This window comes from Sphingobium sp. SA2 (assembly GCF_032227065.1).
Classification (GTDB): domain Bacteria; phylum Pseudomonadota; class Alphaproteobacteria; order Sphingomonadales; family Sphingomonadaceae; genus Sphingobium.
Genome location: NZ_JAPMXX010000006.1, coordinates 1,092,995 through 1,118,946 on the forward strand (window position 1 = coordinate 1,092,995; position 25,952 = coordinate 1,118,946).

Below are 25,952 nucleotides of genomic sequence, written 5' to 3' on the forward strand. Positions count from 1 at the left end.
GCAGGAGTCGTTTTCATGTCGTCCGCACTTCTCGATACCGTTCGCCGCCTCGTCACAGACGGCGGCATGTCCCGTTCCGGCCTGGCGCGCGCCGCTGGTCTGCACGCCAATTCCCTGCGCAAGCTGGGCGAGGGCGACTGGAATCCGACCGCCGACACGTTGGGCAAGCTGGAAGCCTATTTGTTGAAGCGCGAGGGCGGCACCGCGCTCGCCTCGCCGGAAGAGATCATCAACGAAGCCCGCAATGGCCGCATGTTCATCCTGGTCGATGACGAGGATCGCGAAAATGAGGGCGACCTGGTCATTCCCGCGCAAATGGCAACGCCCGACGCGATCAATTTCATGGCCACCCATGGCCGCGGCCTCATCTGCCTGGCGCTGACCAAGGCGCGGGTCGAGGAACTGGGCCTCGGCCTCATGAGCCGCAACAATGGCACCCGCCACGAAACTGCCTTCACCGTATCGATCGAGGCGCGCGAAGGCGTGACCACCGGCATCAGCGCGGCCGACCGCGCGCGCACCGTATCGGTCGCGATCGACGGGTCGAAGGGCAAGGCAGACATCGTGACGCCGGGCCATGTCTTTCCGCTGGTGGCCAAGGATGGCGGCGTGCTGGTCCGCACCGGCCATACCGAAGCGGCCGTGGACGTCGCCCGTCTGGCGGGCCTGAACCCATCGGGCGTCATCTGCGAAGTGATGAAGGACGATGGCACCATGGCGCGCCTGGATGACCTCATTCCCTTCGCCCAGAAGCACAAGATGAAGATCGGCACGATCCGCGACCTCATCGCCTATCGCCGCCGTCATGACCATATCGTCGAACGCCGTGCGGAAACGACCTTTGAGAGCCAATGGGGCGGCGACTGGAAGGCGATCAGCTTTTATAACAAGGCGACGCAGACCGAACAGCTGGCCCTTCAGAAGGGGCATGTGACGCCCGATCAGCCGACGCTGGTACGGATGCACCAGTTTTCGCCGCTGACCGACACGTTCGGACAGCAGGGGCCACGCGCGGGAATGCTGGCCCGCTCGATGAAAATCATCGGCGAAGAAGGCGCAGGCATCATCGTGGTGCTGCGCGGCGACGAACCGGACATGCTGACCCGCATGTTGCAACATCATGCCGGCATCGCGCAGGGCGACATGGACGAACTGCGCAACTATGGTGCGGGCGCGCAGATATTGGCCGAACTTGGGGTGCATGACATGATCCTGCTGACCAACAGCAATCATAGCCTGATCGCGCTTGACGGCTATGACCTGGCCGTGGTTGGGCAACGTCCGATCGAGCTGTAAAGGATTTATCATGGCCAAATTCCTGATCGTCGAAGCGCGCTTCTACGACTATCTCAACGACCTGCTGATCGAGGGGGCGACCGCCGCGCTCGATGAGGAGGGGCATAAATATGAGGTGGTGACCGTGCCGGGCGCGCTGGAGATTCCAGGCGCAGTGGCGCTGGCGGCGGAAACCGGGCGCTATGACGGCTTCATCGCCATCGGCGTGGTGATCCGTGGCGAAACCTATCATTTCGAAGTGGTGTCGAACGAAAGCGCGCGCGGCCTTATGGCCTTGTCGATGGACGGTATCCCGATCGGCAACGGCATATTGACGGTCGAAAATGAGGCGCAGGCCCTGACCCGCGCCAAGATGACGGAAAAGGACAAGGGCGGCGAGGCCGCCAAGGCGGCGATCGCCATGCTCGGCCTGCGCCAGAAGTTCGCGATCTAAATTCGCGCTATAAAAATATGATAGTCGGCCGGAGGGGGAGACGGTCCGGCCGACTATCGACCCGATCAGGCGGTGGGAGCGACCGCCTCCAGCGTCGGGTAGTCGGTATAGCCAGCCTCGCCCGGACCATACCAGGTCGTCATAGGCTGTGGCGGGGTCAGCGGCGCATCGTCGCGCAGACGCTCGACCAGATCGGGGTTGGCCATGAAAGGACGGCCAAAGCTGATCGCATCGGCAAGGCCGCTGTCGAGATCGGCCTGCGCGCGCGCCTTGTCATAATCGCTGTTCAGGATCAGCGGCCCCTTGAAATGCTGGCGGATCAGCGGCGACTGGCGCGGCACCTCGGTCGCGCCGAAGGTGCCGTTCGGACCCGGTTCGCGCAGTTCGAGCGAGGCGATGCCGATCGCGTTCAGCACATCGGCGGCATGGGCGAATAGTGTCGCAGGATCGCTATCGTCCACGCCCTGGCTGTCGCCATTGGGTGACAGGCGCACCGAAACCTTGTCCGCCCCGATCGCATCGACCACCGCTTGGGTGACTTCACGCAGCAGGCGGACGCGGTTTTCGACGCTGCCACCATAATCATCGTCGCGGAAATTGGCATTGTCGCGCAGGAACTGGTCGATCAGATAGCCATTGGCGGCATGGATCTGCACGCCGTCGAACCCGGCGCGAATCGCATTATGCGCAGCCCGGACATAGGTTTCGATCAGCGCGGGAATTTCCTCCACGGCCAGCGGCCGGGCGGTTTCGAACGGTGCCTTGCCTTCATATGTATGCGCGTCGCCCGCCGTCGCCGTGGCGCTGGACGATACCGGCTGTTCGCCAGTGACGCTCGAATGAACCTGCCGCCCCATATGCCATAACTGGGCGATGATGCGCCCGCCTGCGTCATGCACGGCCTGCGTCACGGGCTGCCAGGCGGTGACCTGCTCGTCGGACCAGAGGCCGGGCGCATAGGGCCAGCCAAGACCCTGGCGCGAAACGCCGGTCGCCTCGCTGATGATCAGGCCCGCGCCTGCGCGCTGGCGATAATAGTCCACCATGATCGGGGTGGGCACATGGTCGCGGGTGGCGCGGCCACGCGTCAGCGGCGCCATCAGGATGCGGTTGGGCGCGTCGATCGTGCCGATCTGGATAGGGTCGAACAGGCTGGTCATGGAATCTCCCGAACTTTCAAAGTTGCAATTTGCAACGGGACTTGGGCGCCAAAGCCAGCTAGGGAGCCGCGATGCCCAGTTCAACCCCCGCACCCCCGATGGACATACCGCGCCTGGCCTTTCCGGCGCTGATCCTGGCCAACATCATGTTGTCGCTCGGCCCGGTCCTGGTGCGGCTGGCCGATGTCGGGCCAGTTGCGGCGGCCTTCTGGCGGTTGACGCTGGCGTTACCCGTCCTGCTGCTGCTGGCGATCCCGCGGCTCACCCGTACCCCGCCCACGCGGCGCGAATGGGGCGTGATGCTGCTGGCGGGCGTGGTGTTTGCGGGCGACCTTGCGGCCTGGCATCTGGGCATCATTCATACCAAGGTCGCCAATGCGACGCTCTTCGGCAATATGAGCGCGTTGCTGCTCCCCGCCTGGGCGCTGCTGGTGCTGCGTCAGCGGCCGACGCGGATCCAGGCGATCGCGCTGCTGCTGGCGGGCGCGGGCGCGCTGATATTGATGGGGGGCAGCTATGACCTGTCGCCGGTCAACCTGCGCGGCGATCTGCTCTGCCTGCTCGCGGGCATCCTCTACACCGCCTATATCCTGATCATCCAGCGTGCGCGGGGCCGCCTCGACAGTTGGTCGGTGCTGGCGGTATCGAGCGTCGCCAGCGCGCCGACCCTGCTGCTCTGCGCGCTGTGGCTGGGCGAGCGGATCATGCCCGGCAACTGGAGCCCGCTGCTGATCCTGGCCATGTCGAGCCAGTTGATCGGGCAGGGGCTGCTTACCTATGCGATCGGCTGGTTTTCGCCGCTGATCTTGGGGTTGAGCCTGTTGCTGCAACCCGCCGTCTCGGTGCTACTGGGCTGGCTGATGTTCGGCGAATGGCTCAGCATCACCGACATGGTCGGAACGGTTGCGGTTGGGGTGGCGCTGGTGCTTGTGCGACTGCCCACCCGCTCCTAGATTGCGGTCATGACCCAGGACATGACCCTCGACGAGATCCGCGACCTTCTGGCCCCCGTGCTGGCTCGCCACGCCGCCTTCGACGGCTGGCGTAAGGAAGCCGTGATGATGGCAGCGGCGGAAAAGGGCGTCGATGCCGATATCGCCGCGCTCGCCTTCGCCGATGGCCCGGTCGACATGATCGACGCCTGGTTCGCCAGCATCGATGCGGCCATGCTGGATGCGCTGCCGCCCGAAACGCTTGACGCGCTGTCGATCCGCAAGAAAATCATCGCGCTGGTCGAAGCGCGGCTGGCCCTGGTCGCGCCCGATCGGGAAGCGCTGCGCCGTGCGCTGGCGATCCTCGCCATGCCGACCAACACTGCGCGCGCCGCCCGGCTGGGCTGGCGCGCCGCCGATGCCATGTGGCGTGCGGCGGGCGACACCAGCACGGACCTGGCCCATTATACCAAGCGGATGACGCTGGCTGGCGTCTATGCCGCCACGCTGCTGGTGTTCGTCGATGACGCCAGCGAAGGCCATGCCGACAGCCGCGCTTTTCTCGCCCGGCGGATCGAAGGCGTGATGCGCTTTGAAAAGCTCAAGGCGAAGATCAAGGGCGTCGGCGGCGGCGAACGGCTTAGCCTCGCGCGCTTCGTCGGGCGGCTGCGCTACCCCGCGATCTGACGCAGACGCGATTCGCGCTGGCCTTTCCCAATCGGTATTGATAGTCACTCGCAGCAATCATGCTGAGAGTATCCCTTACCGTGCGCCTGACCGACCTGCCGCTGCGCCAGCCCGCTTATGTTGAACTGATCGACTGGTCCGCTCTGTCCCCCTCCGAAGGCCAGCGCCTGCGCGAATTCGGCCTGTGCGAAGGCGCGAGCGTCGAAGCGCTGCACCGGGGCGGCATTTTCGGGCGCGGGCCGATTGCCTGCAAGGTCGGTCGCATGACGATCGCCATGCGCCGCAGCCATGCCGCCGCCGTCACGGTCCGCACTGGCCCTGACAGTCTCGATCAGGACCGCGCCGCATGAGCGCGCTGCCCCTGGTCGCGCTGGTCGGCAATCCCAATGCGGGTAAGAGCGCGCTATTCAATGCGCTCACCGGCGCGCGGCAAAAGCTCGGCAATTATCCCGGCGTCACCGTGGAGCGCAAGGCGGGCCGCCTGTCGCTGAGCGATGGCCGCCCGATCGAACTGGTCGACCTGCCCGGCACCTACAGCCTTGATCCCGGCAGCCCCGACGAGCAAGTGACCCGCGATGTCGTGATGGGCAAGCAGGTGGGCGAAAAACGCCCCGACGCGCTGGTCATCGTGGTCGATGCCGCCAATCTCGACAATCATCTGCGGTTTGCGCTGGAACTGATCGCGCTTGGCCTGCCGACGATCGTGGCGCTGAACATGGTCGATCTCGCCACCCGCGACGGGCTGGAACTGGACGCCGCGACCCTGTCGCGCGAACTGGGCGTACCGGTGATCGCCACCGTCGCGGTGCGCAAGCGCGGCCTCGATCATCTGCGCGAAGCCCTGGGCGAGATGCTGGGCGAAGGCCGCGCGGTGCGCGCCGCCGCGCCCGACCGCGATTTCGACGCGCTGCGTGCCGAAGCGCGACGCATCGCGCGCGCCGGTATCGTGCGCGAAACCCCGTCGCGCCGTCTGACGGCGGCGGTCGATCGGGTCGCACTGCATCCCGTCTTCGGCCTGTTGCTGTTGCTTGGCCTGCTGTTCGTCATGTTCCAGGCGGTCTATGCCTGGTCCGAAGCGCCGATCGCGATGATCGAGGGGGTGGCCGAAGCCGCCGCCAGCACCGTGCGCGACACGCTGCCCGATGGCATCATCCGCTCCTTCCTGGTCGATGGCGTCATCAACGGCGTCGGTTCCGTGGTGGTGTTCCTGCCGCAGATTCTCATCCTCTTCTTCTTCATCCTGATGCTGGAGGCGACCGGCTATATGGTCCGCGCCGCCTTCCTGATGGATGGCATCATGGCCAGGGTCGGCCTGTCGGGCCGGGCGTTCATTCCCCTGCTCTCCTCCTTCGCCTGCGCGATTCCCGGCATCATGGCGACGCGGACGATCGCCGATCCGCGCGATCGGCTGACGACGATCCTCATCGCGCCACTCATGACCTGCTCGGCGCGCTTGCCGGTCTATGCCGTCATCATCGGGGCCTTCATCCCCGCGCGCGACGTGCTGCCGGGCGTGGGCTTGCAGGGCTTCGTCCTCTTCTGCCTGTACGTCGCGGGCATCGTCGGCGCGATGCTGGTGGCGCTGATCCTGCGGATGACCGTGACCAAGGGCGCAAGCGGCGGCTTCCTGATGGAAATGCCCAAATATCAGTGGCCGAGCGCGCAGGACATCCTGCTCGGCCTGTGGCAGCGGGCCATGACCTTCCTCAAGCGCGCAGGCACGATCATTTTCGCTTCTACCGTGATCCTCTGGCTGTTGCTGACCTTCCCCAAAGTCCCCGATGGCAGTCCGGTCAGTCAGGTCGATTATTCCGTTGCCGGGCGTATCGCCAATGGCCTGACCGTCGTGTTGGAGCCGATCGGCTTCAACCGCGACATTTCGCTGGCGCTCATCCCGGCCATGGCGGCGCGCGAAGTGGCGGTGTCGGCCCTCGCCACCGTCTATTCGATCGACGCGGGCGATGACGAGGCACTGCTGGAAAAAAGCCTGGGCGACCGGCTCAAGGACCAGTGGCCGCTGCCCACCGCGCTCGCCTTCCTCGCCTGGTTCATCTTCGCGCCGCAATGTATTTCGACGATCGCCGTCACGCGGCGGGAAACCAATGGCTGGAAATGGCCCATGTTCATGGTCGGCTATTTGTTTGCGCTCGCCTATGTCGCGGCGGGCGTCACTTACTGGACGGCGACCGCAGCGGGACTATAAGGGGCCGCTTTCAAGGCATTCGGAGGAATCATGGCAGGGTCTGTCAACAAGGTCATTCTGGTCGGCAATCTGGGCGCGGACCCGGAGGTCAAGAGCTTCCAGAATGGCGGCAAGGTGTGCAACCTGCGCATCGCCACATCCGAAAGCTGGAAGGACCGGATGACCGGCGAGAAGAAGGAGCGTACCGAATGGCACACGGTCGCGATCTTCTCCGAAGGGCTGGTCGGCGTGGCCGAACGCTTCCTGCGCAAGGGCAGCAAAGTCTATATCGAAGGCCAACTCCGTACCCGCAAATGGCAGGACCAGTCGGGTAACGACCGCTATTCGACCGAAGTCGTGTTGCAGGGTCTGGGCTCGGTCCTCACCATGCTGGACGGCGCGCCGGGCGGCGGCGGTCAGGGTGGCGGCTATGGCGGCGGCGGTGGCGGCCGCGCGCAGCAGGGCGTGAGCGACTGGGGCGGCGGATCGAGCGGCTATGGCGGCGGCGATGCCGACGACTTTGGCGGTGGCCAGGGCGGCGGCTTTGGTGGCGGTCGCGCTTCGGGTGGCGCAGCGAGCGGCAGCCGCGGCGGCGCAGGCAGCCCCAATTTCGACAATGACCTGGACGACGAAGTGCCGTTCTGACTAGCACTAGAGCATGATGACTTTAAGTCGCATCACTCCGTTCGCCCTGAGTAGGGGCTGAGCTTGTCGAAGACCCGTATCGAAGGGTCGGCTGCGCTTACATCCTTCGATACGCCATTTCGACTTCGCTCAATGGCTACTCAGGACGAACGGTTTTGAGTAAAGTCATCACGCTCTAAAAAATCCTCCCCTGTAAGGGGAGGTGGCAGGGCATAGCTCTGACGGAGGGGTGTAACCCTATCGAGACGGCGACACCCCTCCGTCTGGCTTCGCCAGCCACCTCCCCCACAGGAGGATGATCTCTTTTTAGCCCCGCGCCAGTTCGGCCGCAGCAAAAGCGCGAATATGCGCGCCCATATCCTCACGCTCCAGTGCCAGCACCAGATTAGCCTCGACATAGCCTGCCTTCGACCCGCAATCGAATCGGCGGCCGTCAAAGGTCACGCCATGGAAGGGCTGCTGCCCGATCAGCGAAGCCATGGCATCGGTCAGCTGGATTTCGCCGCCAGCCCCCTTTTCCTGCGTTTCGAGGATCTTCATCACGTCGGGCTGCAGGATATAGCGGCCAGGCAGGATGAGATTGGAGGGCGCGGTGCCGAGCGCAGGCTTTTCGACCAGCCCCTTGACCTCCGTCAGCACGCCATCGCGCGCACCCGGATCGATCACGCCATAGCTCGGCGTCTGTTCCATCGGAATTTCAAGCGCGCAGACCAGATTGCCGCCGACCTGTTCATAGGCATCGACCATCTGCTTCATGCAGCCGTGGCCCGGCGCGCCCTTCATGAACTCGTCGGGCAGCAGGATGGCGAAGGGTTCGTCGCCGATGATGTCGCGCGCGCACCAGATCGCATGGCCTAGCCCCAGCGGCTCCTGCTGGCGCAGGAACACGGCATTGCCCGGCAGCAACCGCGTCCCGTCAAGCGCCGACAAATCCTTGCCGCGCTCGCGCTGCGTCGCCTCCGTCTCATAGGCGATGTCGAAATAATCCTCGATCGCGCCCTTACCGCGCCCGGTGACGAAGATCATCTGCTCGATCCCTGCCTCCAAGGCTTCGTCCACCGCATATTGGATCAGCGGACGATCGACGACCGGCAGCAATTCCTTGGGCACCGCCTTGGTCGCGGGCAGGAAGCGGGTGCCAAGTCCCGCAACGGGGAAAATGGCTTTGCGGATAGGTTTGTTGGACATGCTACTCCATTCTCGCTGCAACGCGGGATGGAGCAAGGCATCGCCATCCCCGTCGCAAAGGTCAAGCCTTACGACAGGACCATAACGCCTTTGATAGAGTGATGTTCATCCAGCGCGGCTATTATACCGCCAGAAGTCGCTGGGCGAGATGATCGAGCGAGCCGATCTCGATTTCGAGTTGATCCAGCGACACATGAATCTGGGTATTACGCCCGTCGCGGCAGGTAAAGCCACCCTCGGCCGGTTGCTGAAAGCCATTGATGATGAGCGAACGGAACCGGTCGATCCGCTGCATGTCGCGCTCGATTGCGGAGATTTCGGTCAGCGCGCTGGCATTGCGCCGGTCGCGCATCGCGACCATCGTGCGCAATTCGGTCATTAGCTTGGCCATGCTCGGTCGCGTGCGTGCGCCCACAGTGCGGATGTCGCCCATCGCCTCGCGCAGCAGGCCGATCTTGGCCTCCAGGCTTTGTTCGAGCATAGTCCAGGCACAGACCAGTCGCCCCACCGCGCAGAGCAGGGCGGCATCCTGCGGCGCATAATCCGAAACCGGCTTCATCGTCATATCGGAAACTAACTGTAACCCCACGCCCCGCACTCCTTTGTCCAATTCCTGCACAGGAGGCGGGACAAAAGACCAGAGCCGGACATGTGTCCGCTCGCATCATGGGCACGGGCCAGCGGCAGCCGTGCAAAAAGGGCGGCGAGCGGAGGAAAGGCGCTAAGCCTCAAAAATCAATCGCAATTCCCTTCCGCTCCCAATCGCCATAGCGCACCGGGCTCATCTCCTCGGTATGGCGCGTAGGGGCGTCGATCGGGTCGGGCTGCGGCACGGGGGGGCTTTTCGAAAGGTGCGCGGGGGCCTGCACATGCGCCGGGCGCTTGCCGTTGAAACTTCCCATGATCCTGCTGCCTCTCGATTGCGGCGCTGCCGGAGCAACCCCATATTCATCTGCAATGATCTATCTGGGCTGCGACGGAGGCAAGTGCAAGTGAACGGGTTGAAGACCACCATGTTGCTGGCGGCGCTGACGGCGCTGTTCATGGGGCTGGGCTATATGCTGGGCGGCAGCGGCGGGGCGATCATCGCGCTGCTGGTTGCGGCGGGGATGAACCTCGTCACCTTCTGGAACGCCGACAAGATCGTGCTGTCGATGCACAATGCCCGCGAAGTGGATGCCAGCAGCGCGCCCGAATTTTACGGGCTGGTGCGCGACCTGGCGCAGCGGGCCGGACTACCGATGCCGCGCGTCTATCTGATCGACCAGCCCGCGCCCAATGCCTTCGCTACCGGGCGCGATCCCGATCATGCCGCCGTTGCCGCGACCACTGGCCTGCTCGCGATGCTGAACCGCGATGAAGTGGCGGGCGTGATGGCGCATGAACTGGCGCATGTGCAAAATCGCGATACCTTGATCATGACGATGGTGGCGACGATCGCGGGGGCCATTTCGATGCTCGCCAATTTCGGCCTGTTCTTCCGCAGCGGCGACAGCCAAAATGGCCATGGCAATATGATCGCGACCATCCTGGCCGTGATTGTCGCGCCCTTCGCCGCGATGATCGTGCAAATGGCGATTAGCCGCCATCGCGAATATGGCGCGGACGCAGGCGGCGCTAAAATCAGCGGCAATCCCCGTGCGCTCGCCTCCGCACTCGCCAAGATTGCGGGCCAGGCCGAACGCATCCCCAATCCGGTGGTGCAGCGCAATCCGGCGGCCGCCCAGCTTTATATCGTGCCGACCCATGTCAGCGAACTTTTCTCCACCCACCCCGCGACCCAAAAGCGCATTGCCGCGCTTGAGGATATGGCCGCGCACATGGGCGCCCCTGCGCTGCGCCCGTCACCGCGCGTCTCGGCCCTGTCGCCCGTCACCGCGCGCCCACGCCGCCGCAGTGCCCTCGATCCGCACGGGCGGGATTAGTCTGCGCCAATCAAGCGTGTCTTTTCGGACGTTTCCGCCTAGGGACCGTCCATGGTCCGTAAATCACATCCCCATCCCGACACTGTCCCCGGCCTTCCCGCCCGCCGCGCCGCGCTCCGGCTGCTCGATGCGGTGCTGCGGCGGGGCGATCCGCTCGAACTGGCGCTGCACGGCGCGGCGCAGGGATTGCCCCCCGCCGATCGTGCGCTGGTTCATGCCATCGCCGCCGAAACGCTGCGCCATCTGCCCGATCTCGACGCGCTGATCGACGGCGCGACACAGCAGGTTCTGCCGCCCGATGCCAAGGCGCGGATGGTGCTGCGCATTGCTTTGGTCCAGACGCTGGCGCTCGACACGCCGCCCCATGCCGCAATCGCCACGGCGCTGCCGCTGGTCGACGGCGGCCCGCGCAAGCTGGTCCATGGCGTGTTCGGCACCGTGACGCGCGCTGCGCCGACGCTGCCCGTGCCCCCCACGCTACCCGCCGAGGTCGCCGCCCGCTGGGACGCGCAGTGGGGCGCGGCGATGGTCGAGGCGGCGGCCCGCGCCTATGCCATCCGGCCGCCCGTGGACATCAGCCTGCGCGACGCGGCGGAAACCGCGCGCTGGACCGAAGAACTGGGCGGCACCAGCCTCGCCCCCGGCCATGTCCGCTTGCCCGATGGCGTTCCCATTCCCGAATTGCCCGGCTTTGCCGAGGGTGCCTGGTGGGTGCAGGACATCGCCGCCTCCTGCGCCGCGCGGTTGCTGGGGCAAGGGGCAGGGCGCAGCGCGCTCGACCTGTGCGCCGCACCGGGCGGCAAGACGATGCAGTTGGCAGCAGCAGGCTGGCATGTCATGGCGCTCGACCAGTCCGCGAAGCGACTAGAAAGGCTGACCGAAAACCTCACGCGCACCGGCCTTGTCGCCCAAGTCGCCCAGGCCGATCTGCGCACATGGCAGCCCGATGCGCCGGTCGATGCGATCCTGCTCGACGCGCCCTGCACCGCGACCGGCATCTATCGCCGCCACCCCGACGTGCTGCACCGCATCGGCGCACGCCAGATCGAGGAGCTGGCGACATTACAAGGCGACCTGCTCGCCCGCGCCGCCGAATGGGTCAAGCCGGGCGGGCGCATCATCTACGCCACCTGTTCGCTGGAACAGGCGGAGGGGGAGGATCAGATCGCCCGCTTCCTCGCTGCGCGATCCGATTTCGCGATCGATCCGGTGCAGCCCGGCGAATTGCCCGACGGCTTTGCCCCGACATCGGGCGGCTGGCTGCGCACCTTGCCCGATACGCTGTCCGATCGCGGCGGCGCGGACGGATTTTTCATTGTACGGCTTGCCAGAGCGGCGAACTAACTCTTAACCATTAAACAGTTACGTTGCAGCCCGCCCTCATAGAAAAGGTGCATCTTGAGACCGATCGAGCCTCTGCCCCTGCATCATAGCTGGCCGCTGTTCGACCTGCATGACTATCTGGCGCCGGTTGCGCTCGACCCGTCGCTGGCGCGCAACGACGTCGCCCTGGCCGAACGGGGCCTCGGCCTATGGCATTGCGATCTGGCGAACGAAACGCTGAGCTGGACGGCGGGCGTCTATGACATGTTCGGGCTGGAACGGCATAGCGTCGTACCGCGAACCTTGTCCGTCTCGCTGTACGCATCGGAATCGCGGGAAGCGATGGAACGGTTGCGCAGCTATGCCATCCGCCACAAGCGCGGTTTCACGCTCGACGTTGATATCCATCAGGCCGACGGGATGGGCCAATGTGCCCTGCGCCTGATCGCGGCCCCCTTGCTGGACGAAGCGGGCGAAGTCACCGCCCTGCATGGCGTCAAGCAACTACTGCCGCCCGGCGCGCCTTGCTCGCGCCGCCTCGACCCGACCGTCTTCGTGATGCTCTAGGCGCACCGCACAAACTATCGCCTCATCGCCAAATCCCCGTTGCCCTGAGTCCAAGCCGTAGCTAAGGCAACCGGTTAATGACCCGGCCCATTCTCATCTCTCCGTCCATCCTCTCCGCCGACTTCGCCCGCCTGGGCGAGGAGGTTCGCGCTATCGATGCGGCGGGCTGCGATTGGGTGCATATCGACGTCATGGACGGGCATTTCGTGCCCAACATCACGATCGGTCCCGCCGTCGTGAAGGCGCTGCGCCCGCACAGCGCCAAGCCATTCGACGTCCATCTGATGATCTCGCCGGTCGACCAATATCTCGACGCTTTTGCGCAGGCGGGCGCGGACATCATCACTGTTCATCCCGAAGCCGGGCCGCATATCCACCGCTCGATCCAGCATATCAAGTCGCTGGGCGTGCAGGCGGGCGTGGTTCTGAACCCCGGTACGCCTGCCAAGATGCTCGATTATCTGATCGACGATGTCGACCTCATCCTGGTGATGAGCGTCAATCCAGGCTTCGGCGGGCAGAGCTTCATCATGAACCAGCTGCGCAAGATCGAGGCGATCCGCAAGATGATCGACAAGTCGGGCCGCGACATCCGCCTGCAGGTCGATGGTGGTATTGACCTTACCACCGCGCCGATGGCGATCGCCGCGGGAGCCGACGTGCTGGTCGCGGGCACCGCTACCTTCCGGGGCGGGCCGGACGCCTACGCCGACAATATTCGGAAGCTGCGGGGCGGGTGAACGACGCGCGGCGCATCTCCCCCGCTTCCACCGGGCAAGCGGCCGATCCCGTGGCCACGGACGATGGAATAGAACAGGGCAAGCGCCTCATCCGCGTCGCGGATGACAAAGGGCTGTCGCTGGCGCAGCGGATCGCCAATCATTTCTACCTGCTTAGCTGGAAGACGCCGATCCACGGTCGCAAGCTGCGCGGCAAATATCCGCTCAAGCTGCTGGCCGTGCCCGACGACGATATTCCCGGCGATGCGCGGGCGGGGCAGGCACTCCGCGCGGGCTATTTCCTGTTTCGCGGCCGCAAGCAGATTATCGACACGGTCGATTTCGCCCGGCTCGACCTTGGCCCCGCCTTTGCCGACCATATCCACAGTTTCCGCTGGCTGCGCGACCTTGCCAGCACGGCGACCCGCGAGCAGGCCGCGCCGATCGCCGAAGGGGTGATGCGGCGCTGGCTGGCGGCCCATGCCGAAACGCCGAGCGAACCGGCCTGGCGCGCCGACAATGCGGGCTGGCGGCTGCTGTTCTGGACCGCCCATGCGCCGCTGATCCTGTCATCGAGCGACCTTGTCTATCGCTCGCTGGTTCTCAACTGCATTGCCCGCACCGCCCGGCATCTCGACCGCATTGCCGACAAGGCCGCGATGGGCCTGCCGCGCATCGTCGCCTGGAGCGCTATCGTCGCGGCCTCGATGCTGATCCCCGGCGGCGCGTCCCGCAAGATTTTCGGCGAGGCGGGCCTCAAGCGCGCGATCGAGAGCAGCTTCCACCCCGATGGCGGCATCGTGTCGCGATCACCCTTGGCGCAGGTCGAGGCGGTGATGGCGCTTGCCATGCTGCGTGCGGTCTATGACGTCCGCCGCGAAACGATACCTGCCTTTCTGGACGAAGGCCTTGGCCGCGCGGTTCCGGCGCTGCTGGGCCTGATCCATGGCGATGGCGGGTTGGGGAGCTGGCAGGGTGCAGGCGCGATCGATCCTGTCACCGTCAACGCCGTGGTGCAGGCCAGCCGCGTGCGCAGCCGCCCGCTGCGGCAGGCGCGCGACTGGGGCTATCAACGTATTGCGGCAGGCACGACCGTTGTGCAGGTCGATGCCGCGCCGCCGCCGGTTGCCCGGCTCGCCGAAGCCGGTTGCGCGTCTACAGGCGCGATCGAAATCAGCGACGGCCCGCATCGGCTGGTCGTCAATTGCGGCGGCGCGGGGCTGGAGGGGGCGTGGATTCCTGCCGACCTCGCGCAAGGGCTGCGCACCACCGCCGCGCACAGCACGCTGGTGCTGGATGATTGCAACAGCACCGCGCTCTTGCCCGACGGCACGCTCGGCAAGGGCGTGACCGAGGTGGAATTGAACCGGCAGGAGCTGGACAATGGCAGCCGGGTCGACCTGTCGCATGATGGCTATGTCCGGCGGCTCGGCTATATCCACCGCCGCCTGCTGCTGGTCAGTGGCGACGGCAAGGAAATACGGGGCGAGGATATGCTGACCCCGGCCGAACGGCGGCGCAAGCCGTCGAAACTGCCCGTCATGCTGCGCTTCCATCTTGCGCCCGGCGTCGAGCCGACGCTGACCGCCGACAGCCAGGGGGCGCTGCTGCGCGTCGATATGGGGGCACTCTGGCAGTTCCGCACCGGCACCGGCGTGCTGAGCGTCGAGGAAAGCCTGTGGGTCGATGCCGATGGTCGCCCCCATCCGACGCGCCAGCTGGTGGTCACCAGCGAAGCGCTGCCGGGCGGGTCAAGCATCGGTTGGCTGTTCAAACGGTCAGGCTAAGCGCAGCCGAATCACTCTCGCCAGCTTGTGTTGATCCGGTCGATCACGCGCACCATCGCCTGAAAATCGGGCACGCCTGGCCCCACCGGCAATTGAATCCCCGACAGGTCGCGCTGATGCACCGCGATCACCTCCGGCGCGATCTCCATCGGTGTGCCCGCCGCACCAGCGGCCACCTGGATCTCGCAGGCGCGCTGGAGCGACCAATGTTTCAAAAAGGCTTCGGGCAGGGTGGAGGCCATGACCAGCGTGCCATGGTTGCGCAGCATCATCACCCGCTTGTCCCCCAGATTGGCGACCAGCCGTTCGTCTTCTTCGGGGCGAATCGTGATGCCTTCGAAATCATGATAGGCGATCTGCCCGGTAAAGGCTGCGGCGTAGAAGCTGATCGGCCGCAGCCCTTCACGGGTCGCGCTGACCGCCATCCCCGCCGTCGTGTGGGTATGAATGATGCAATGGGCGTCGGGCAGATAGCGGTGGAACACGCTATGCTGAGTGAAGCCCGCGCGATTGACCGGATAGGGGCTGCCATCCAGCACCGTGCCATTGATGTCGATCTTGACGAGGTTGGATGCGCAAACCTCGCCATAACCCAGCCCGAACGGGTTGATTAGGAAGGCATGATCCTCCCCCGGCACGCGCAATGTGATGTGGTTGTAGATCAGTTCCGACCAGCCCATATGCTCGAAAATGCGGTAGCAGGCGGCAAGCTGCTGGCGCGCTTCCCATTCGGCGGTGGACATGTCGGTGCGTGTTGCGGCGCTGGCCATGGGCGATCCTCTCTTATAGTCTTGCGCGATACCATCGACCTTTCCGGCATGGGAGTCGAGACTCTGCATGCTTAAGGGTTGATGTGCCGCGACTCTACTGGTAGGGCGCGCTCCACACGGCGTAGGGTGACCTGCGACGACTCATTGGCTTTGCTATTCGGTCGGGCTGTCGGGACGGATCATAGAATCCCGGCGAACCGCTCGTTTTCGATTGGAGATAGACGGACTTATGCAGATCATCGTTCGCGACAATAATGTCGACCAGGCCCTCCGCGCGCTCAAGAAGAAGCTGCAGCGTGAAGGCGTGTATCGCGAAATGAAGCTGCGTCGTCACTACGAGAAGCCCTCGGAAAAGCGTGCCCGTGAAAAGGCCGCCGCTGTCCGTCGTGCGCGCAAGATGGACCGCAAGCGCGCCGAACGCGACGGCGCGAAGTAAGCGTCGTTCGGGGCGGCACGCGCCGTCCCGCTTTCCTGCTGCTATCCCGCCCCTAATTGCGAGACTTGTCGCCATGTCCACGACAGCTGTTCCCCTTCGTTCGATTGCCAAGGGGTCGCTGACGCGTCTCTGGATCGGTGTTGCTGCCATAGCGCTGGCGGCAGGCGGTCTCGCTTGGGCGGGCCAGCAGCATGTCGAATCGACGCCCTCGGCGTTCCTGGCGGACAATGCCGATGCCGAAGGCGTGGTGACGACCGAATCGGGTCTGCAGTATAAGGTCCTGACCGAAGGCACCGGCCCCAGCCCGACCACCGCCGACGTAGCGCTGGTGGGCTATAAGGGCACGTTGCTCGACGGCACCGTGTTCGACGAAAATCCGCAGGCACCGATGCCCGTCGATGGCGTCGTGCCCGGCTTCTCCGAAGGCCTGCAGAAGATGAAGAAGGGCGGCAAATACCGCCTCTGGATTCCGGCAGAACTGGGCTATGGCGATCAGGCCGCTGGCCCGATCCCGGCCGGGTCCGTGCTGGTGTTCGACGTCGAACTGCACGACTTCAAGTCCCGCGCCGAAATCATGCAGATGCAGCAGATGATGCAGCAACAGCAGGGTGGAGCCCCAGGCGCAGCGCCCCAGCCGATGCCGGGCAACTGACCGCCAAAGCCAAATGAGATTTGAAAAAGGGGCCAATGATCGGCCCCTTTTTTATGCCTTCGGCATGGCGGCGTCACCCCGGATAGCGAATCGTCATCACCTCATATTCCTTTTCGCCCGATGGCAGGATGACGCGCCGCACATCGCCGATGGCGGCACCGCGCAGGGCGCGGGCGATGGGGGAGGACCAGCCGATGCGCCCCGCATCGACGTCGGTTTCGTCATTGCCGACCAGTGTGACGGTGCGGTGGGCGTCATCCTCGTCGACGATGGTGACGGTCGCGCCGAAATAGACGCGGCTCTGGTCGGGCTGCTGGCGCGCATCGACGACCTTGGCGTCCTTCATCTTCTTCGACAGGCGCTTCAACTGCCCATCAATCTCGCGCATCCGCTTGCGGCCATAGAGATAGTCGCCATTCTCGGACCGGTCGCCATTGCCCGCCGCCCAACTCACCACTTCGACTACCGCCGGGCGCTCCACGCCCAACAGATGGTCATATTCCGCGCGTAATTTCGCAAAGCCTTCAGGCGAGATATAGTTGGGATAGGGGATGGTCATTAACTGACCTTATCGCGTGTCACGGGCTTTACGCAATTTTGTTCACGCGGAGGCGCGGGGACGCGGAGAAGAATAGGCGGCCTTCCCCTTTCTTCTCCGCGTCTCCGCGTCTCCGCGTGAACCATTCAGCCCGGTGTCTGCTTGCCGAGATAGCGGCTCAATACCGCGCTGGTCCCCCGGAACCGCGCCCGCTCCGGGTTCATCGCTTCATAGACCACGGCATTTTCCAGCACCCGCTGCACATAATTGCGGGTCTCGAAAATGGGGATTTGCTCGATCCAGCGCAGCATGTCGGCGCCGGGCATACGCGGATCGCCATTGGCGCGGATCCATTTGTTCACATTGCCCGGTCCGGCATTATAGGCCGCAACGGCCAGCGGATAGGCCCCGCCATAATAATCGAGCATCCGCTGAAAATAGCCCGAACCCAGCATGATATTATAGCTGGGGTCGTTGAGCGAGGCGGGGTTGTAGCCCATGCCCATCTTGCCCGCCTGCTCGCGCGCCGTGCCCGGCATCAGCTGCATCAGGCCGCGGGCACCCGCATGGCTGACGATCTGCTTGTCGAACTGGCTTTCCTGCCGGGCGATGGCGTGGATCATGGTCCAGCTATGCTGCGCTTGCGGTGGCACGGGCACGCGCGGGAAGGCGGTGGACCCATAGCCCGTCAGACCGCTCGACACCGCACGACGGCCGACCATGACGCTCATGTCGGGGCGACCGATATTCTGCGCCAGTTGCCCGGCCAGGATATGATCGACATCATTGTCGGCGCTGTTGGCGATGGCGCGGGCAAAGACGCCCTGGTCCTGCCAATAGCCCATCTGCCCCAGCGCCTTGACCGCGCGGACCACCGAGCGGGATTCGAAAGCAGCGCGGTCCGCGGCGGAAATCTGCACCGGCCGTTCGGCTGCTGGCGGCGGCGGGATCGGACGGCCCAGCCGTTCGAGCGACAATTGCCCGTAAAATTGATCGGGATAGATGCCCGCTTGGCCGAAATAATTGTTGGCGGTGGCGGGGTCGCCCGCCTGGAGCGCGGCACGCCCCGCCCAATAATAGCCTTTCGACTTTGTCTGCGGCGATTTGGCCGCCTCGGCATAGCGGCGGAACATCGTCATCGCGTCGGTCGGGCGATTGAGATTGTAGAAGGCCGTCGTACCCGCCAGCCACGCCAAGCTGGTATAATCGTCGCGCACGCCCAGCGCCTGGTCGCTCACATCGATGCCGGGCGGCACCGCGTCATCGATCTTGCTGGCGATGCCATAGGCAAAGCTCCACTGGCTGTCATTGGCGGCGGCGCGCGCCTGACCCAGCAGCACTTCGTAGAATTTCTCGGCGTCGGTCGGACGATAGGTCAGCGACGGGCGGTTCGCCAGATATTGGCGCGCCGCCACCCAATTGCCGGTGTCGCGCAGCCAGGCGGCCTTGTCGGCGACGAAGCCCGCATCGCTGGCCCCGACCGGCTCGGCTGCCTGCATCAGCATGGCCGCGTCGCTGCTCTTGCGGCGAAAGGCGATGCGCGCCTGATAGACCGGGCGGCGGGCCGGGCTGACATAGGCCAATATCCGCTCCGCGCCGCTGACATCATTGCCCCACAGCAATTTGTCGGCCCGCAGATCATGGTCGGCCGCGGTCAGGCTGGTGCCGAACAACGACAGCAACCGCGCTTCGTCGGCCGCACTCAGCGATCCACCGATCCAGGCATTGCGCGCCGCGACGCGCGCTTCGTCCATCCGCCCGACCTGCATCAAGGCGGTCGCGTTGCGGGCATGGCCGACCGCCGTGCGTGCCGGGAAGCGCGCGAAGAAGGCCGTCACCTGGCGCGGATCATAGCTGTCGGGATTGATCCCGGTTTCGGCCAAGCGCCGCATCCGGTCCTCGCCCGGCCAGCCGGGGTTGGTGGTGATGAAACTGGCATAGGTGGAAAAGCCCAGGCCATCGCTCTGCTGCAGCGCGCGCCACTGGTTGATCGTCGCGGTGATGGCGCCATCGCTCGGCTGGCCGATGCGACCGGCGACCTGGCTCCAGGGGCTGGGACCGCTGTCGGCCTTGGGCAGCGGCTGCACCACGGCACCCGGCGGAAAGGGCGATGGCGCGGGCGGCTGTCCCTCGGTCTGGGCGCTGGCGCCGGCGGTGAACAGCAAAAGGGCAATAAGGGGCATGCGAATCAGGGTACTTTCGACAGGAGGGGGCGTCGACATGCTGGACATAATCGCAATTGCATCCTTATCAGGCCCTGAATGACGCGCTATAGCGCGCCGCTTGCCCGATCATGCCCCGGCCGCCCGGAGAATTGAAGGAGTTAAATCATGTTTTCCGGCTCAATTCCGGCTCTGGTGACCCCGTTTCGCGACGGACGGGTGGATGAGGAAGCGTTTCGCGCGCTGGTCGACTGGCAGATTGCGGAAGGATCGAGCGCGCTCGTACCCTGCGGCACCACCGGCGAAAGCGCAACCATGACGGTCGAGGAGCATAATCGCGTCATCGCGATCTGCGTCGATCAGGCGGCAGGCCGCGTGCCGGTAATCGCCGGCTGCGGCTCGAACGACACGCGCATCGCGCTGGAGCATATGTATGCCGCGCAAGGGGCAGGGGCCGACGCCGCGCTGGTAGTCGCGCCTTATTATAACAAGCCCAATCAGGATGGCGTCTATCAGCATTTCGCTTATCTCGCCGAACGCTGCGCCCTGCCTATCATCCTCTATAATGTGCCCAGCCGCACCATCACCGACATCGGCGTGCCGGTGATCCATCGCCTGTCGGAGGAATTTCAGACGATCGTGGGCATCAAGGACGCGACCGGCAATCTCGGCCGCGTCACCGCGCAGCGGCTCGCCTGCCGCCCGGATTTCTGCCAATTGTCGGGCAATGACGAAACCGCGCTGGGCTTCAACGCCATGGGCGGCAAGGGGTGCATTTCCGTCACCGCCAATGTCGCGCCGCGCCTATGCGCCGATTTTCAGGCCGCCTGCGCCGCGCATGACTGGGATGGTGCCTTGGCGCTGCAGGATCGTCTCTATCCCTTGCATGATGCCTTGTTCAGCGATTCTTCACCTGGCCCGGTCAAATATGCGCTCACGCGCGTTCGGCCCGACATGCCCGGCGACGTCCGCCTGCCGATCACCTGGCCGTCGGAATCGAGCCGGTCGGCGGTCGATCGCGCGCTGGAGATTGCGGGACTGGTTTAAGGATTTGGTTATTGCCTGTGCATACCCCATCTTCCGTTCGTCCTGAGTAGGCATTGAGCTTGTCGAAATGCCGTATCGAAGGACTGAGTGGCGTGCCGATGCTTCGATACGGAGCTTCGCCTTCGCTCAGCCCCTACTCAGCACGAACGGCAGTTTAGATATTTGGTGTTAGATTAATTTATGGCCCGCCCGCGTCCCGTCACTTTCGACAAGAAGAAGATCGTCGCCGAAAACCGGCGCGCACGGTTCGATTATTTTATCGAGGATGTGTTCGAGGCGGGCATCGCGCTGCAAGGCACCGAGGTGAAGGCGCTGCGCGGCGGCGAGGGCAATATCGCCGAAAGCTATGCTGAGGTGAAGGGTAACCAGGTGTTTCTGGTGAACAGCAACATCCCCGAATATAGCCATGGTAACCGCGAAAATCACGAACCCAAGCGGCCCCGCAAGCTGCTGCTGCACGAACGCGAGATCGAAAAAATGCACAGCGCCGTGTCGCGCAAGGGCATGACGCTGGTCCCGCTGATGGTCTATTTCAACAGTCAGGGCCGCGCCAAGATCGAACTGGCGCTGGCCAAGGGCAAGCAGACCCACGACAAGCGCGAGACGATCAAGGACCGCGACTGGAAGCGCGACCAGCAGCGCATCATGCGGGACAAGGGCTGATGGACAATCGCTTCAGCCGCTGGTGGCACGCCAACGCCCCGACCCGCGAGTCGCTGGAGCATAACAAGTTTCTGGCTCCGGTCGCGCATCGGGTGCTGGAACCCTCGCTGTGGCGCTTCACCCGTCGGTCTGTGCCGCGCGGGGTCGCGTTGGGATTGCTGGTCGGCATCTTCCTGCTGATCCCCGGCATCCAGATTGCCGGGGCCGCACTGCTGGCGCTGCCGTTCCGCGCGAATATCCCGGTCGCGGCCGCCATGACCTTCCTGTCCAACCCCGCGACGACGCCGCTCATCCTGTGGCTGTCGGTCTATATCGGCAACTGGATGCTGGGCCGCAGCGCCGATGCATCGGGCTTCATGGCGCTGGTCGATGAGCATGCCACGATCGGCCAATGGACCGCTTGGCTGGTGTCGGAAGCGGCACCTGCAATGCTCTTGGGGCTGGCGATCATATCGGTGGTGGCGGCGATCGTCGGCTATGTCGTGGCCGACTGGTTCTGGCGCCATCGCATGGGCCGCAAGTGGCAGGCGCGCAAATTGAGGATTGGCAAGGTCCACGAAAGCAGCGCAAGGGAAGAAATCGCGCCGGTCTGAACCGGGGCGATAGGGAACCAATGCTGGTGCAAGGGGAAGGCCGATCATGGCCGCGCGGCTGAACAAGGATGGAGAAGCATGGCTGACGCAGCCATCTTCGCGCCTCGCGCTGCCGCTGTTGCTGCTGGCGGCCGCGCTTTCGGCCGCGCTGGTTTTCTACGCGATCGGTGACGCCGCGCTGGCCGCCGGGTTCGCGGCGACCCTGCTGGTCATTGCCGCACTGATGGCCTGGGCGCGCCGCCTCTACCCGGCGCATGTCGTGGCGGGCGAAGCCACCCCCGACTGGACCGTGGCCCGCGCCGCGGCCGACGCGTCCAGCATGGCGATCGCGGTCACGGATCGGGCCGGGCGGCTGGTCTGCGCCAGCGACCTGTTCGGCCAATGGTTTCCCGGCTACCCCACTCCGCCCGGTGTCACCGGCGAAGCGGCACTGACCGAGAGCCTGTCGCTGGCCTCGCGCGCTGCCTGGCGCGATGGCGAAGCGCGGGTCGAGGGGGTGGCGCAGGGCGGACTTCGGCTTGATGTCGATATCGCCCGCACGGGCCGCGCGGAGGATTATCTGCTCTGGCGCTTCACCCCTGTCCGCCAGCCGAGCGCGCTGGATGATGTCCACCGGCTGCTGACCGGGGAGGCGGGCCGTCAATTGGGCGAAGCGGGCGTGATGGCGGTGATGATCGGTGGCGAAGGCCGCATCCGCGCCGCCAACGGTGCCTTTCTGCTCCGGGCAGCCGGACGGATCGATGCCAATATCATCGGCCGCGATTTCGCCGCGCATATGCGGGTCGACGACAAGTCGCGATTGTTCCTGGCCCGCGAGGAGCAAGGCGGGCTGCCGCTCCGCTTGCTGCAGGTGCCGTTGAAGCGCGCGATCCAGGCCAATGGCGCGCAGGGCTCGGCGCAGGACGGCCCGATGCTGCTGCTGCTGATCGACGAACCGGCCGGTGGCGGCGGCACGTCGGCGCTCTCCTATATCGAAACTTTGCTCTCGCTGCTGCCCTTTGGCCTTGCCATGGCGGATCGCGACGGACGCGTGCTGTTCGTCAACAATGCCTTTGCGCGCGTGGTGGGCCTCAAGCCCGGCGAAACGCCCAGCTATCCCGGCGATCTGGTGGTGCGGGAAGATCAGGCCGCCGTCGCCGACGCGGTGCGGCGCTTTGCTGTCGGCCCGCAAATGTCGGGCGACATCGCCGTGCGGATGCGCGACCAGCCCGATGAGCCGGTCGCGCTCAGCCTCGCGGGCGTGCGCGGCTTGGGCGAAGCGGCGGTGCTGCTCAGCCTCAAGGACAATAGCGAAGAGAGCAAGCTCAAGCGGCAGGTGGCGCAGGCGACCAAGATGCAGGCGATCGGCCAGCTGGCGGGCGGCGTCGCGCATGATTTCAACAATATCCTGACCGCGATCATCGGCCATTGCGACCTGATGCTGATGCGCCACGCGCCGGGCGACAGCGATTATGACGATCTTCAGCAGATCAAGTCGAACAGCAACCGCGCCGCGGGCCTGACCCGGCAATTGCTCGCCTTCTCGCGTCAGCAGACGTTGCGCCCGCAAATCCTGCAATTGCCCGATATCGTCGCCGACGTGTCCAACCTCTTGAAACGCCTGCTTGGCGAAAATGTGAAGCTGGAGGTCAATCATGGCCGTAACCTCGGCGCGGTGCGTGCCGACCCCGGCCAGATGGAGCAGGTGATCGTCAACCTGGCGGTCAACGCCCGCGATGCCATGCCCGAAGGCGGCACGCTCAATATCCAGACCTATGCCGTGCCCGCGATCAAGGTGCGGGAAATGCGCCAGCAGATCTTGCCCGCCGGCGACTATAGCGCGCTGCGCGTGTCGGACACGGGGCTTGGCATCCCGCCCGACATATTGGCCAAGATTTTCGAGCCCTTCTTCACCACCAAGGAACTAGGCAAGGGCACCGGCCTTGGCCTTTCCACCGTCTATGGCATCGTCAAGCAATCGGGCGGCTATATCTTCGCGGAATCGGAAATGGGGCGCGGGGCGAGCTTCGTCATCTATCTGCCGGTCTATGCCGGCGCCGATGCGCAGGAGGTCGCGCCGGTCAAGGCGCCGGTCAAGCGCAGCGAGACATGGGGCACCGGCACGATCCTGCTGGTGGAGGACGAAGACATGGTCCGCGCCGTCGCCGAACGCGCGCTGACTCGGCAGGGCTATACCGTGCTGACCGCCAATGACGGCGAACAGGGGCTCGAAGTGCTGGCGAATACCGACAGGATCGACCTGCTCATTTCGGATGTGGTCATGCCCAATATGGACGGCCCCTCGATGGTCGCCCGCGCCCGGCGCGCCCGGCCTGACCTGCCGGTCTTGTTCATGTCCGGCTATGCCGAGGAGCAATTGCGCAAATCGATCGACATCGCCAATGTCGCCTTCCTGCCCAAACCCTTTTCCGTCAGTCAGCTGGCGGAGGCCGCGCGCGACGCGATGGCGGTCAGGTCGCCGATCGATTGAGCTTGCGTTGGATCAAAGCAATTATGCTGGGCAAGCCTGCGGCGATACGGTAGCGGACGAGCATCGCAAACAGGGGACTGCCACGCATGACTGAAGGCAAAAGCATTTTGATCGTCGAAGATGAAGCGATGATCGGGATGATGCTGGAAGATTATCTCGACGCATTGGGCTATCGACTGCATGCGGTCGCGGCGAGCGTCGATGAAGCCTGCGCCTATGCGCGCGACGGTGGTTTCGACGCGGCGCTGGTCGATTGTAATCTTCATGGCGAAAAAAGCTGGCCGGTTGCCGACCTGTTGGCGCAACAGTCGATTCCCTTCGTCTTTGCGACCGGCGGCATGGCCGACGATCTGCCGCCGGTGCATGCCGACCGACCGACATTGGCCAAGCCCTTTACCATCGGCGCGGTCGAACGGGCGCTCGGCAAGATATTCGCGGCCTGATAGGAAATTTCCGTTCTCCCCTTGTTCTGGTAGAACAAAAGAGATACATCATGACCAAGACGCCGACCGAGTCGGCGGCTCCGCTTGACAGGAGATTGGCTCATGACCGCAATGCTATCCCTCATCGATTCCAAGAAGAACGGGACTATGGACAGACAGAAAGCATTGGACGCGGCGCTGGCCCAGATCGACCGCGCCTTCGGCAAGGGCAGCGCGATGAAGCTGGGGTCGCGCGAGAAACTGGAGATCGAGGCGATCTCGACCGGCTCGCTCGGACTCGACATCGCACTTGGCATTGGCGGCCTGCCCAAGGGGCGGATCATCGAGATTTACGGCCCGGAAAGTTCGGGCAAGACGACGCTGGCGCTGCACGCCATCGCCGAAGCGCAGAAGATCGGTGGCACGGCCGCATTCGTCGATGCCGAACATGCGCTTGATCCGGGCTATGCCAAGAAGCTGGGCGTCAACATCGACGAACTGATCGTGTCGCAGCCCGATACGGGTGAGCAGGCGCTCGAAATCGTCGATACGCTGGTGCGCTCCAACGCCATCGACATTCTGGTGATCGATTCGGTCGCGGCGCTGGTGCCGCGCGCGGAAATCGAAGGCGAGATGGGCGACAGCCATGTCGGCCTGCAGGCGCGCCTCATGTCCCAGGCGTTGCGCAAGCTGACCGGCTCGATCTCGCGCTCCAAATGTATGGTCATCTTCATCAACCAGGTGCGGATGAAAATCGGCGTGATGTACGGCAACCCGGAAACCACGACGGGCGGCAACGCGCTCAAATTCTACGCCTCGGTTCGCCTCGACATCCGTCGCACCGGCCAGATCAAGGATCGCGACGATATCGTCGGCAACGCGACCCGCGTGAAGGTGGTCAAGAACAAGGTCGCGCCGCCGTTCAAACAGGTCGAATTCGACATCATGTATGGCGAAGGCATTTCCAAGATCGGCGAAATTCTCGACCTTGGCGTCAAGGCCGGGATCGTCGAGAAGTCGGGTGCCTGGTTCTCCTATGATTCGATCCGCATCGGCCAAGGCCGCGAAAATTCCAAGACCTTCCTCAAGGGCAATCCCGAACTGGCCGACAAGCTGGAAAAGGCAATCCGCAGCAAGACTGAAGCGGTGGCCGAAGCCCTGATGACCGGACCCGAAGCGGATGACGACGACGAATAAGGGCTGCCCTCCTCGTCCGGCCGGATCAGCCGGACGAGACAGCCTGGCTCGTTCGCGCTTTCGCTTCACGCACTGAAAAGGCCCGTCCCGTGGTGGGGCGGGCCTTTTACCGTGATCGGCGAGGCGGGGGCGGTCCGCGTTCCGATAGGATCAGCCGG

27 protein-coding genes are annotated in these 25,952 nt (G+C 64.6%); 20 read left to right on the plus strand and 7 right to left on the minus strand.

The window, feature by feature from the left end:
• The first annotated feature begins 15 nt into the window (after positions 1 to 15).
• Both ribB and ribH read left to right on the plus strand, forming a co-directional pair.
• The gene (gene ribB, locus OVY48_RS12985; protein ID WP_313923133.1) at positions 16 to 1,296 is read left to right on the plus strand and encodes a 3,4-dihydroxy-2-butanone-4-phosphate synthase; all 1,281 of its coding nucleotides are present in this window, start codon (positions 16 to 18) and stop codon (positions 1,294 to 1,296) included.
• Between the two features lie 10 nt (positions 1,297 to 1,306).
• On the plus strand, positions 1,307 to 1,729 hold the full coding sequence (gene ribH, locus OVY48_RS12990) for a 6,7-dimethyl-8-ribityllumazine synthase (protein WP_313923134.1): 423 nt from the start codon (positions 1,307 to 1,309) through the stop codon (positions 1,727 to 1,729).
• 65 nt (positions 1,730 to 1,794) lie between these two features.
• Here ribH and OVY48_RS12995 read toward each other — a convergent pair whose 3' ends face one another.
• Positions 1,795 to 2,889 (minus strand): alkene reductase, encoded by a 1,095-nt coding sequence (locus tag OVY48_RS12995; protein ID WP_313923135.1) that lies wholly within the window; start codon positions 2,887 to 2,889, stop codon positions 1,795 to 1,797.
• Between the two features lie 71 nt (positions 2,890 to 2,960).
• Here OVY48_RS12995 and OVY48_RS13000 point away from each other — a divergent pair, with 71 nt between their 5' ends.
• The 5 genes from OVY48_RS13000 (at position 2,961) to ssb (ending at position 7,335) form a co-directional block, all read left to right on the plus strand.
• Complete coding sequence (locus tag OVY48_RS13000; protein ID WP_313923136.1) at positions 2,961 to 3,842, plus strand: DMT family transporter; 882 nt, start codon at positions 2,961 to 2,963, stop codon at positions 3,840 to 3,842.
• A 21-nt stretch (positions 3,843 to 3,863) separates the two neighbouring features.
• Positions 3,864 to 4,508 (plus strand): COQ9 family protein, encoded by a 645-nt coding sequence (locus OVY48_RS13005; RefSeq protein ID WP_409593681.1) that lies wholly within the window; start codon positions 3,864 to 3,866, stop codon positions 4,506 to 4,508.
• 80 nt (positions 4,509 to 4,588) lie between these two features.
• Entirely contained in the window at positions 4,589 to 4,858 is a 270-nt protein-coding gene (locus OVY48_RS13010; RefSeq protein WP_313924772.1) for a FeoA family protein, read from the plus strand.
• Positions 4,855 to 6,711, plus strand: coding sequence for a ferrous iron transporter B (locus OVY48_RS13015; protein WP_313923138.1), 1,857 nt, complete (start codon positions 4,855 to 4,857; stop codon positions 6,709 to 6,711). The genes OVY48_RS13010 and OVY48_RS13015 overlap by 4 nt, the downstream gene beginning before the upstream one ends.
• A gap of 30 nt (positions 6,712 to 6,741) precedes the next feature.
• Entirely contained in the window at positions 6,742 to 7,335 is a 594-nt protein-coding gene (ssb, locus tag OVY48_RS13020) for a single-stranded DNA-binding protein (RefSeq protein ID WP_313923139.1), read from the plus strand.
• 306 nt (positions 7,336 to 7,641) lie between these two features.
• Here the strand turns inward: ssb and OVY48_RS13025 are convergent, their stop codons facing one another.
• From OVY48_RS13025 to OVY48_RS13035, 3 genes are all read right to left on the minus strand, one after another.
• Positions 7,642 to 8,523: a UTP--glucose-1-phosphate uridylyltransferase gene (locus OVY48_RS13025; RefSeq protein ID WP_069065442.1), complete on the minus strand. Its 882-nt coding sequence runs from the start codon at positions 8,521 to 8,523 to the stop codon at positions 7,642 to 7,644.
• A 121-nt stretch (positions 8,524 to 8,644) separates the two neighbouring features.
• Positions 8,645 to 9,088 (minus strand): hypothetical protein, encoded by a 444-nt coding sequence (locus tag OVY48_RS13030; RefSeq protein ID WP_037477155.1) that lies wholly within the window; start codon positions 9,086 to 9,088, stop codon positions 8,645 to 8,647.
• Positions 9,089 to 9,251: 163 nt separating this feature from the next.
• Entirely contained in the window at positions 9,252 to 9,425 is a 174-nt protein-coding gene (locus OVY48_RS13035) for a DUF1674 domain-containing protein (protein WP_069065441.1), read from the minus strand.
• A gap of 90 nt (positions 9,426 to 9,515) precedes the next feature.
• Here OVY48_RS13035 and htpX point away from each other — a divergent pair, with 90 nt between their 5' ends.
• The 5 genes from htpX (at position 9,516) to OVY48_RS13060 (ending at position 14,844) form a co-directional block, all read left to right on the plus strand.
• Positions 9,516 to 10,448 carry a zinc metalloprotease HtpX gene (gene htpX / locus OVY48_RS13040; protein ID WP_313923140.1) on the plus strand — a complete coding sequence of 311 codons (933 nt, stop codon included), beginning with the start codon at positions 9,516 to 9,518 and terminating at the stop codon, positions 10,446 to 10,448.
• A gap of 51 nt (positions 10,449 to 10,499) precedes the next feature.
• Positions 10,500 to 11,792, plus strand: a complete 1,293-nt coding sequence (locus OVY48_RS13045; RefSeq protein WP_313923141.1) for a transcription antitermination factor NusB — start codon at positions 10,500 to 10,502, stop codon at positions 11,790 to 11,792.
• 54 nt (positions 11,793 to 11,846) lie between these two features.
• Entirely contained in the window at positions 11,847 to 12,338 is a 492-nt protein-coding gene (locus tag OVY48_RS13050) for a diguanylate cyclase (RefSeq protein ID WP_313923142.1), read from the plus strand.
• Between the two features lie 77 nt (positions 12,339 to 12,415).
• Entirely contained in the window at positions 12,416 to 13,078 is a 663-nt protein-coding gene (rpe, locus tag OVY48_RS13055; RefSeq protein WP_069065437.1) for a ribulose-phosphate 3-epimerase, read from the plus strand.
• Complete coding sequence (locus OVY48_RS13060) at positions 13,075 to 14,844, plus strand: heparinase II/III family protein (RefSeq protein WP_069065436.1); 1,770 nt, start codon at positions 13,075 to 13,077, stop codon at positions 14,842 to 14,844. Before rpe ends, OVY48_RS13060 begins: the two co-directional genes overlap by 4 nt.
• 11 nt (positions 14,845 to 14,855) lie before the next feature.
• Here OVY48_RS13060 and OVY48_RS13065 read toward each other — a convergent pair whose 3' ends face one another.
• Entirely contained in the window at positions 14,856 to 15,614 is a 759-nt protein-coding gene (locus OVY48_RS13065; RefSeq protein WP_313923143.1) for a class II aldolase/adducin family protein, read from the minus strand.
• A 229-nt stretch (positions 15,615 to 15,843) separates the two neighbouring features.
• Here OVY48_RS13065 and rpsU point away from each other — a divergent pair, with 229 nt between their 5' ends.
• Entirely contained in the window at positions 15,844 to 16,050 is a 207-nt protein-coding gene (rpsU, locus tag OVY48_RS13070; protein WP_006957190.1) for a 30S ribosomal protein S21, read from the plus strand.
• 73 nt (positions 16,051 to 16,123) lie between these two features.
• Positions 16,124 to 16,702, plus strand: a complete 579-nt coding sequence (locus OVY48_RS13075; protein WP_037477641.1) for an FKBP-type peptidyl-prolyl cis-trans isomerase — start codon at positions 16,124 to 16,126, stop codon at positions 16,700 to 16,702.
• Positions 16,703 to 16,775: 73 nt separating this feature from the next.
• On the opposite strand, the gene greB is transcribed toward OVY48_RS13075, so the two are convergent.
• Both greB and OVY48_RS13085 read right to left on the minus strand, forming a co-directional pair.
• Positions 16,776 to 17,261 carry a transcription elongation factor GreB gene (gene greB / locus OVY48_RS13080; RefSeq protein WP_313923144.1) on the minus strand — a complete coding sequence of 162 codons (486 nt, stop codon included), beginning with the start codon at positions 17,259 to 17,261 and terminating at the stop codon, positions 16,776 to 16,778.
• A 125-nt stretch (positions 17,262 to 17,386) separates the two neighbouring features.
• Positions 17,387 to 19,471: a lytic transglycosylase domain-containing protein gene (locus OVY48_RS13085; RefSeq protein ID WP_313923145.1), complete on the minus strand. Its 2,085-nt coding sequence runs from the start codon at positions 19,469 to 19,471 to the stop codon at positions 17,387 to 17,389.
• Positions 19,472 to 19,570: 99 nt separating this feature from the next.
• Here OVY48_RS13085 and dapA point away from each other — a divergent pair, with 99 nt between their 5' ends.
• The 6 genes from dapA to recA all read left to right on the plus strand — a co-directional run bounded on the left by dapA (position 19,571) and on the right by recA (position 25,794).
• Positions 19,571 to 20,449, plus strand: coding sequence for a 4-hydroxy-tetrahydrodipicolinate synthase (dapA, locus tag OVY48_RS13090; RefSeq protein ID WP_096061651.1), 879 nt, complete (start codon positions 19,571 to 19,573; stop codon positions 20,447 to 20,449).
• A gap of 180 nt (positions 20,450 to 20,629) precedes the next feature.
• Entirely contained in the window at positions 20,630 to 21,112 is a 483-nt protein-coding gene (gene smpB / locus OVY48_RS13095; protein ID WP_037477634.1) for an SsrA-binding protein SmpB, read from the plus strand.
• Entirely contained in the window at positions 21,112 to 21,705 is a 594-nt protein-coding gene (locus OVY48_RS13100) for a DUF2062 domain-containing protein (RefSeq protein WP_313923146.1), read from the plus strand. Before smpB ends, OVY48_RS13100 begins: the two co-directional genes overlap by 1 nt.
• A gap of 46 nt (positions 21,706 to 21,751) precedes the next feature.
• Positions 21,752 to 24,175, plus strand: a complete 2,424-nt coding sequence (locus OVY48_RS13105; RefSeq protein WP_096061653.1) for a response regulator — start codon at positions 21,752 to 21,754, stop codon at positions 24,173 to 24,175.
• An 86-nt stretch (positions 24,176 to 24,261) separates the two neighbouring features.
• The gene (locus OVY48_RS13110; protein WP_069065430.1) at positions 24,262 to 24,618 is read left to right on the plus strand and encodes a response regulator; all 357 of its coding nucleotides are present in this window, start codon (positions 24,262 to 24,264) and stop codon (positions 24,616 to 24,618) included.
• A 102-nt stretch (positions 24,619 to 24,720) separates the two neighbouring features.
• Positions 24,721 to 25,794: a recombinase RecA gene (gene recA, locus OVY48_RS13115; RefSeq protein ID WP_069065429.1), complete on the plus strand. Its 1,074-nt coding sequence runs from the start codon at positions 24,721 to 24,723 to the stop codon at positions 25,792 to 25,794.
• Positions 25,795 to 25,952 lie beyond the last annotated feature (158 nt).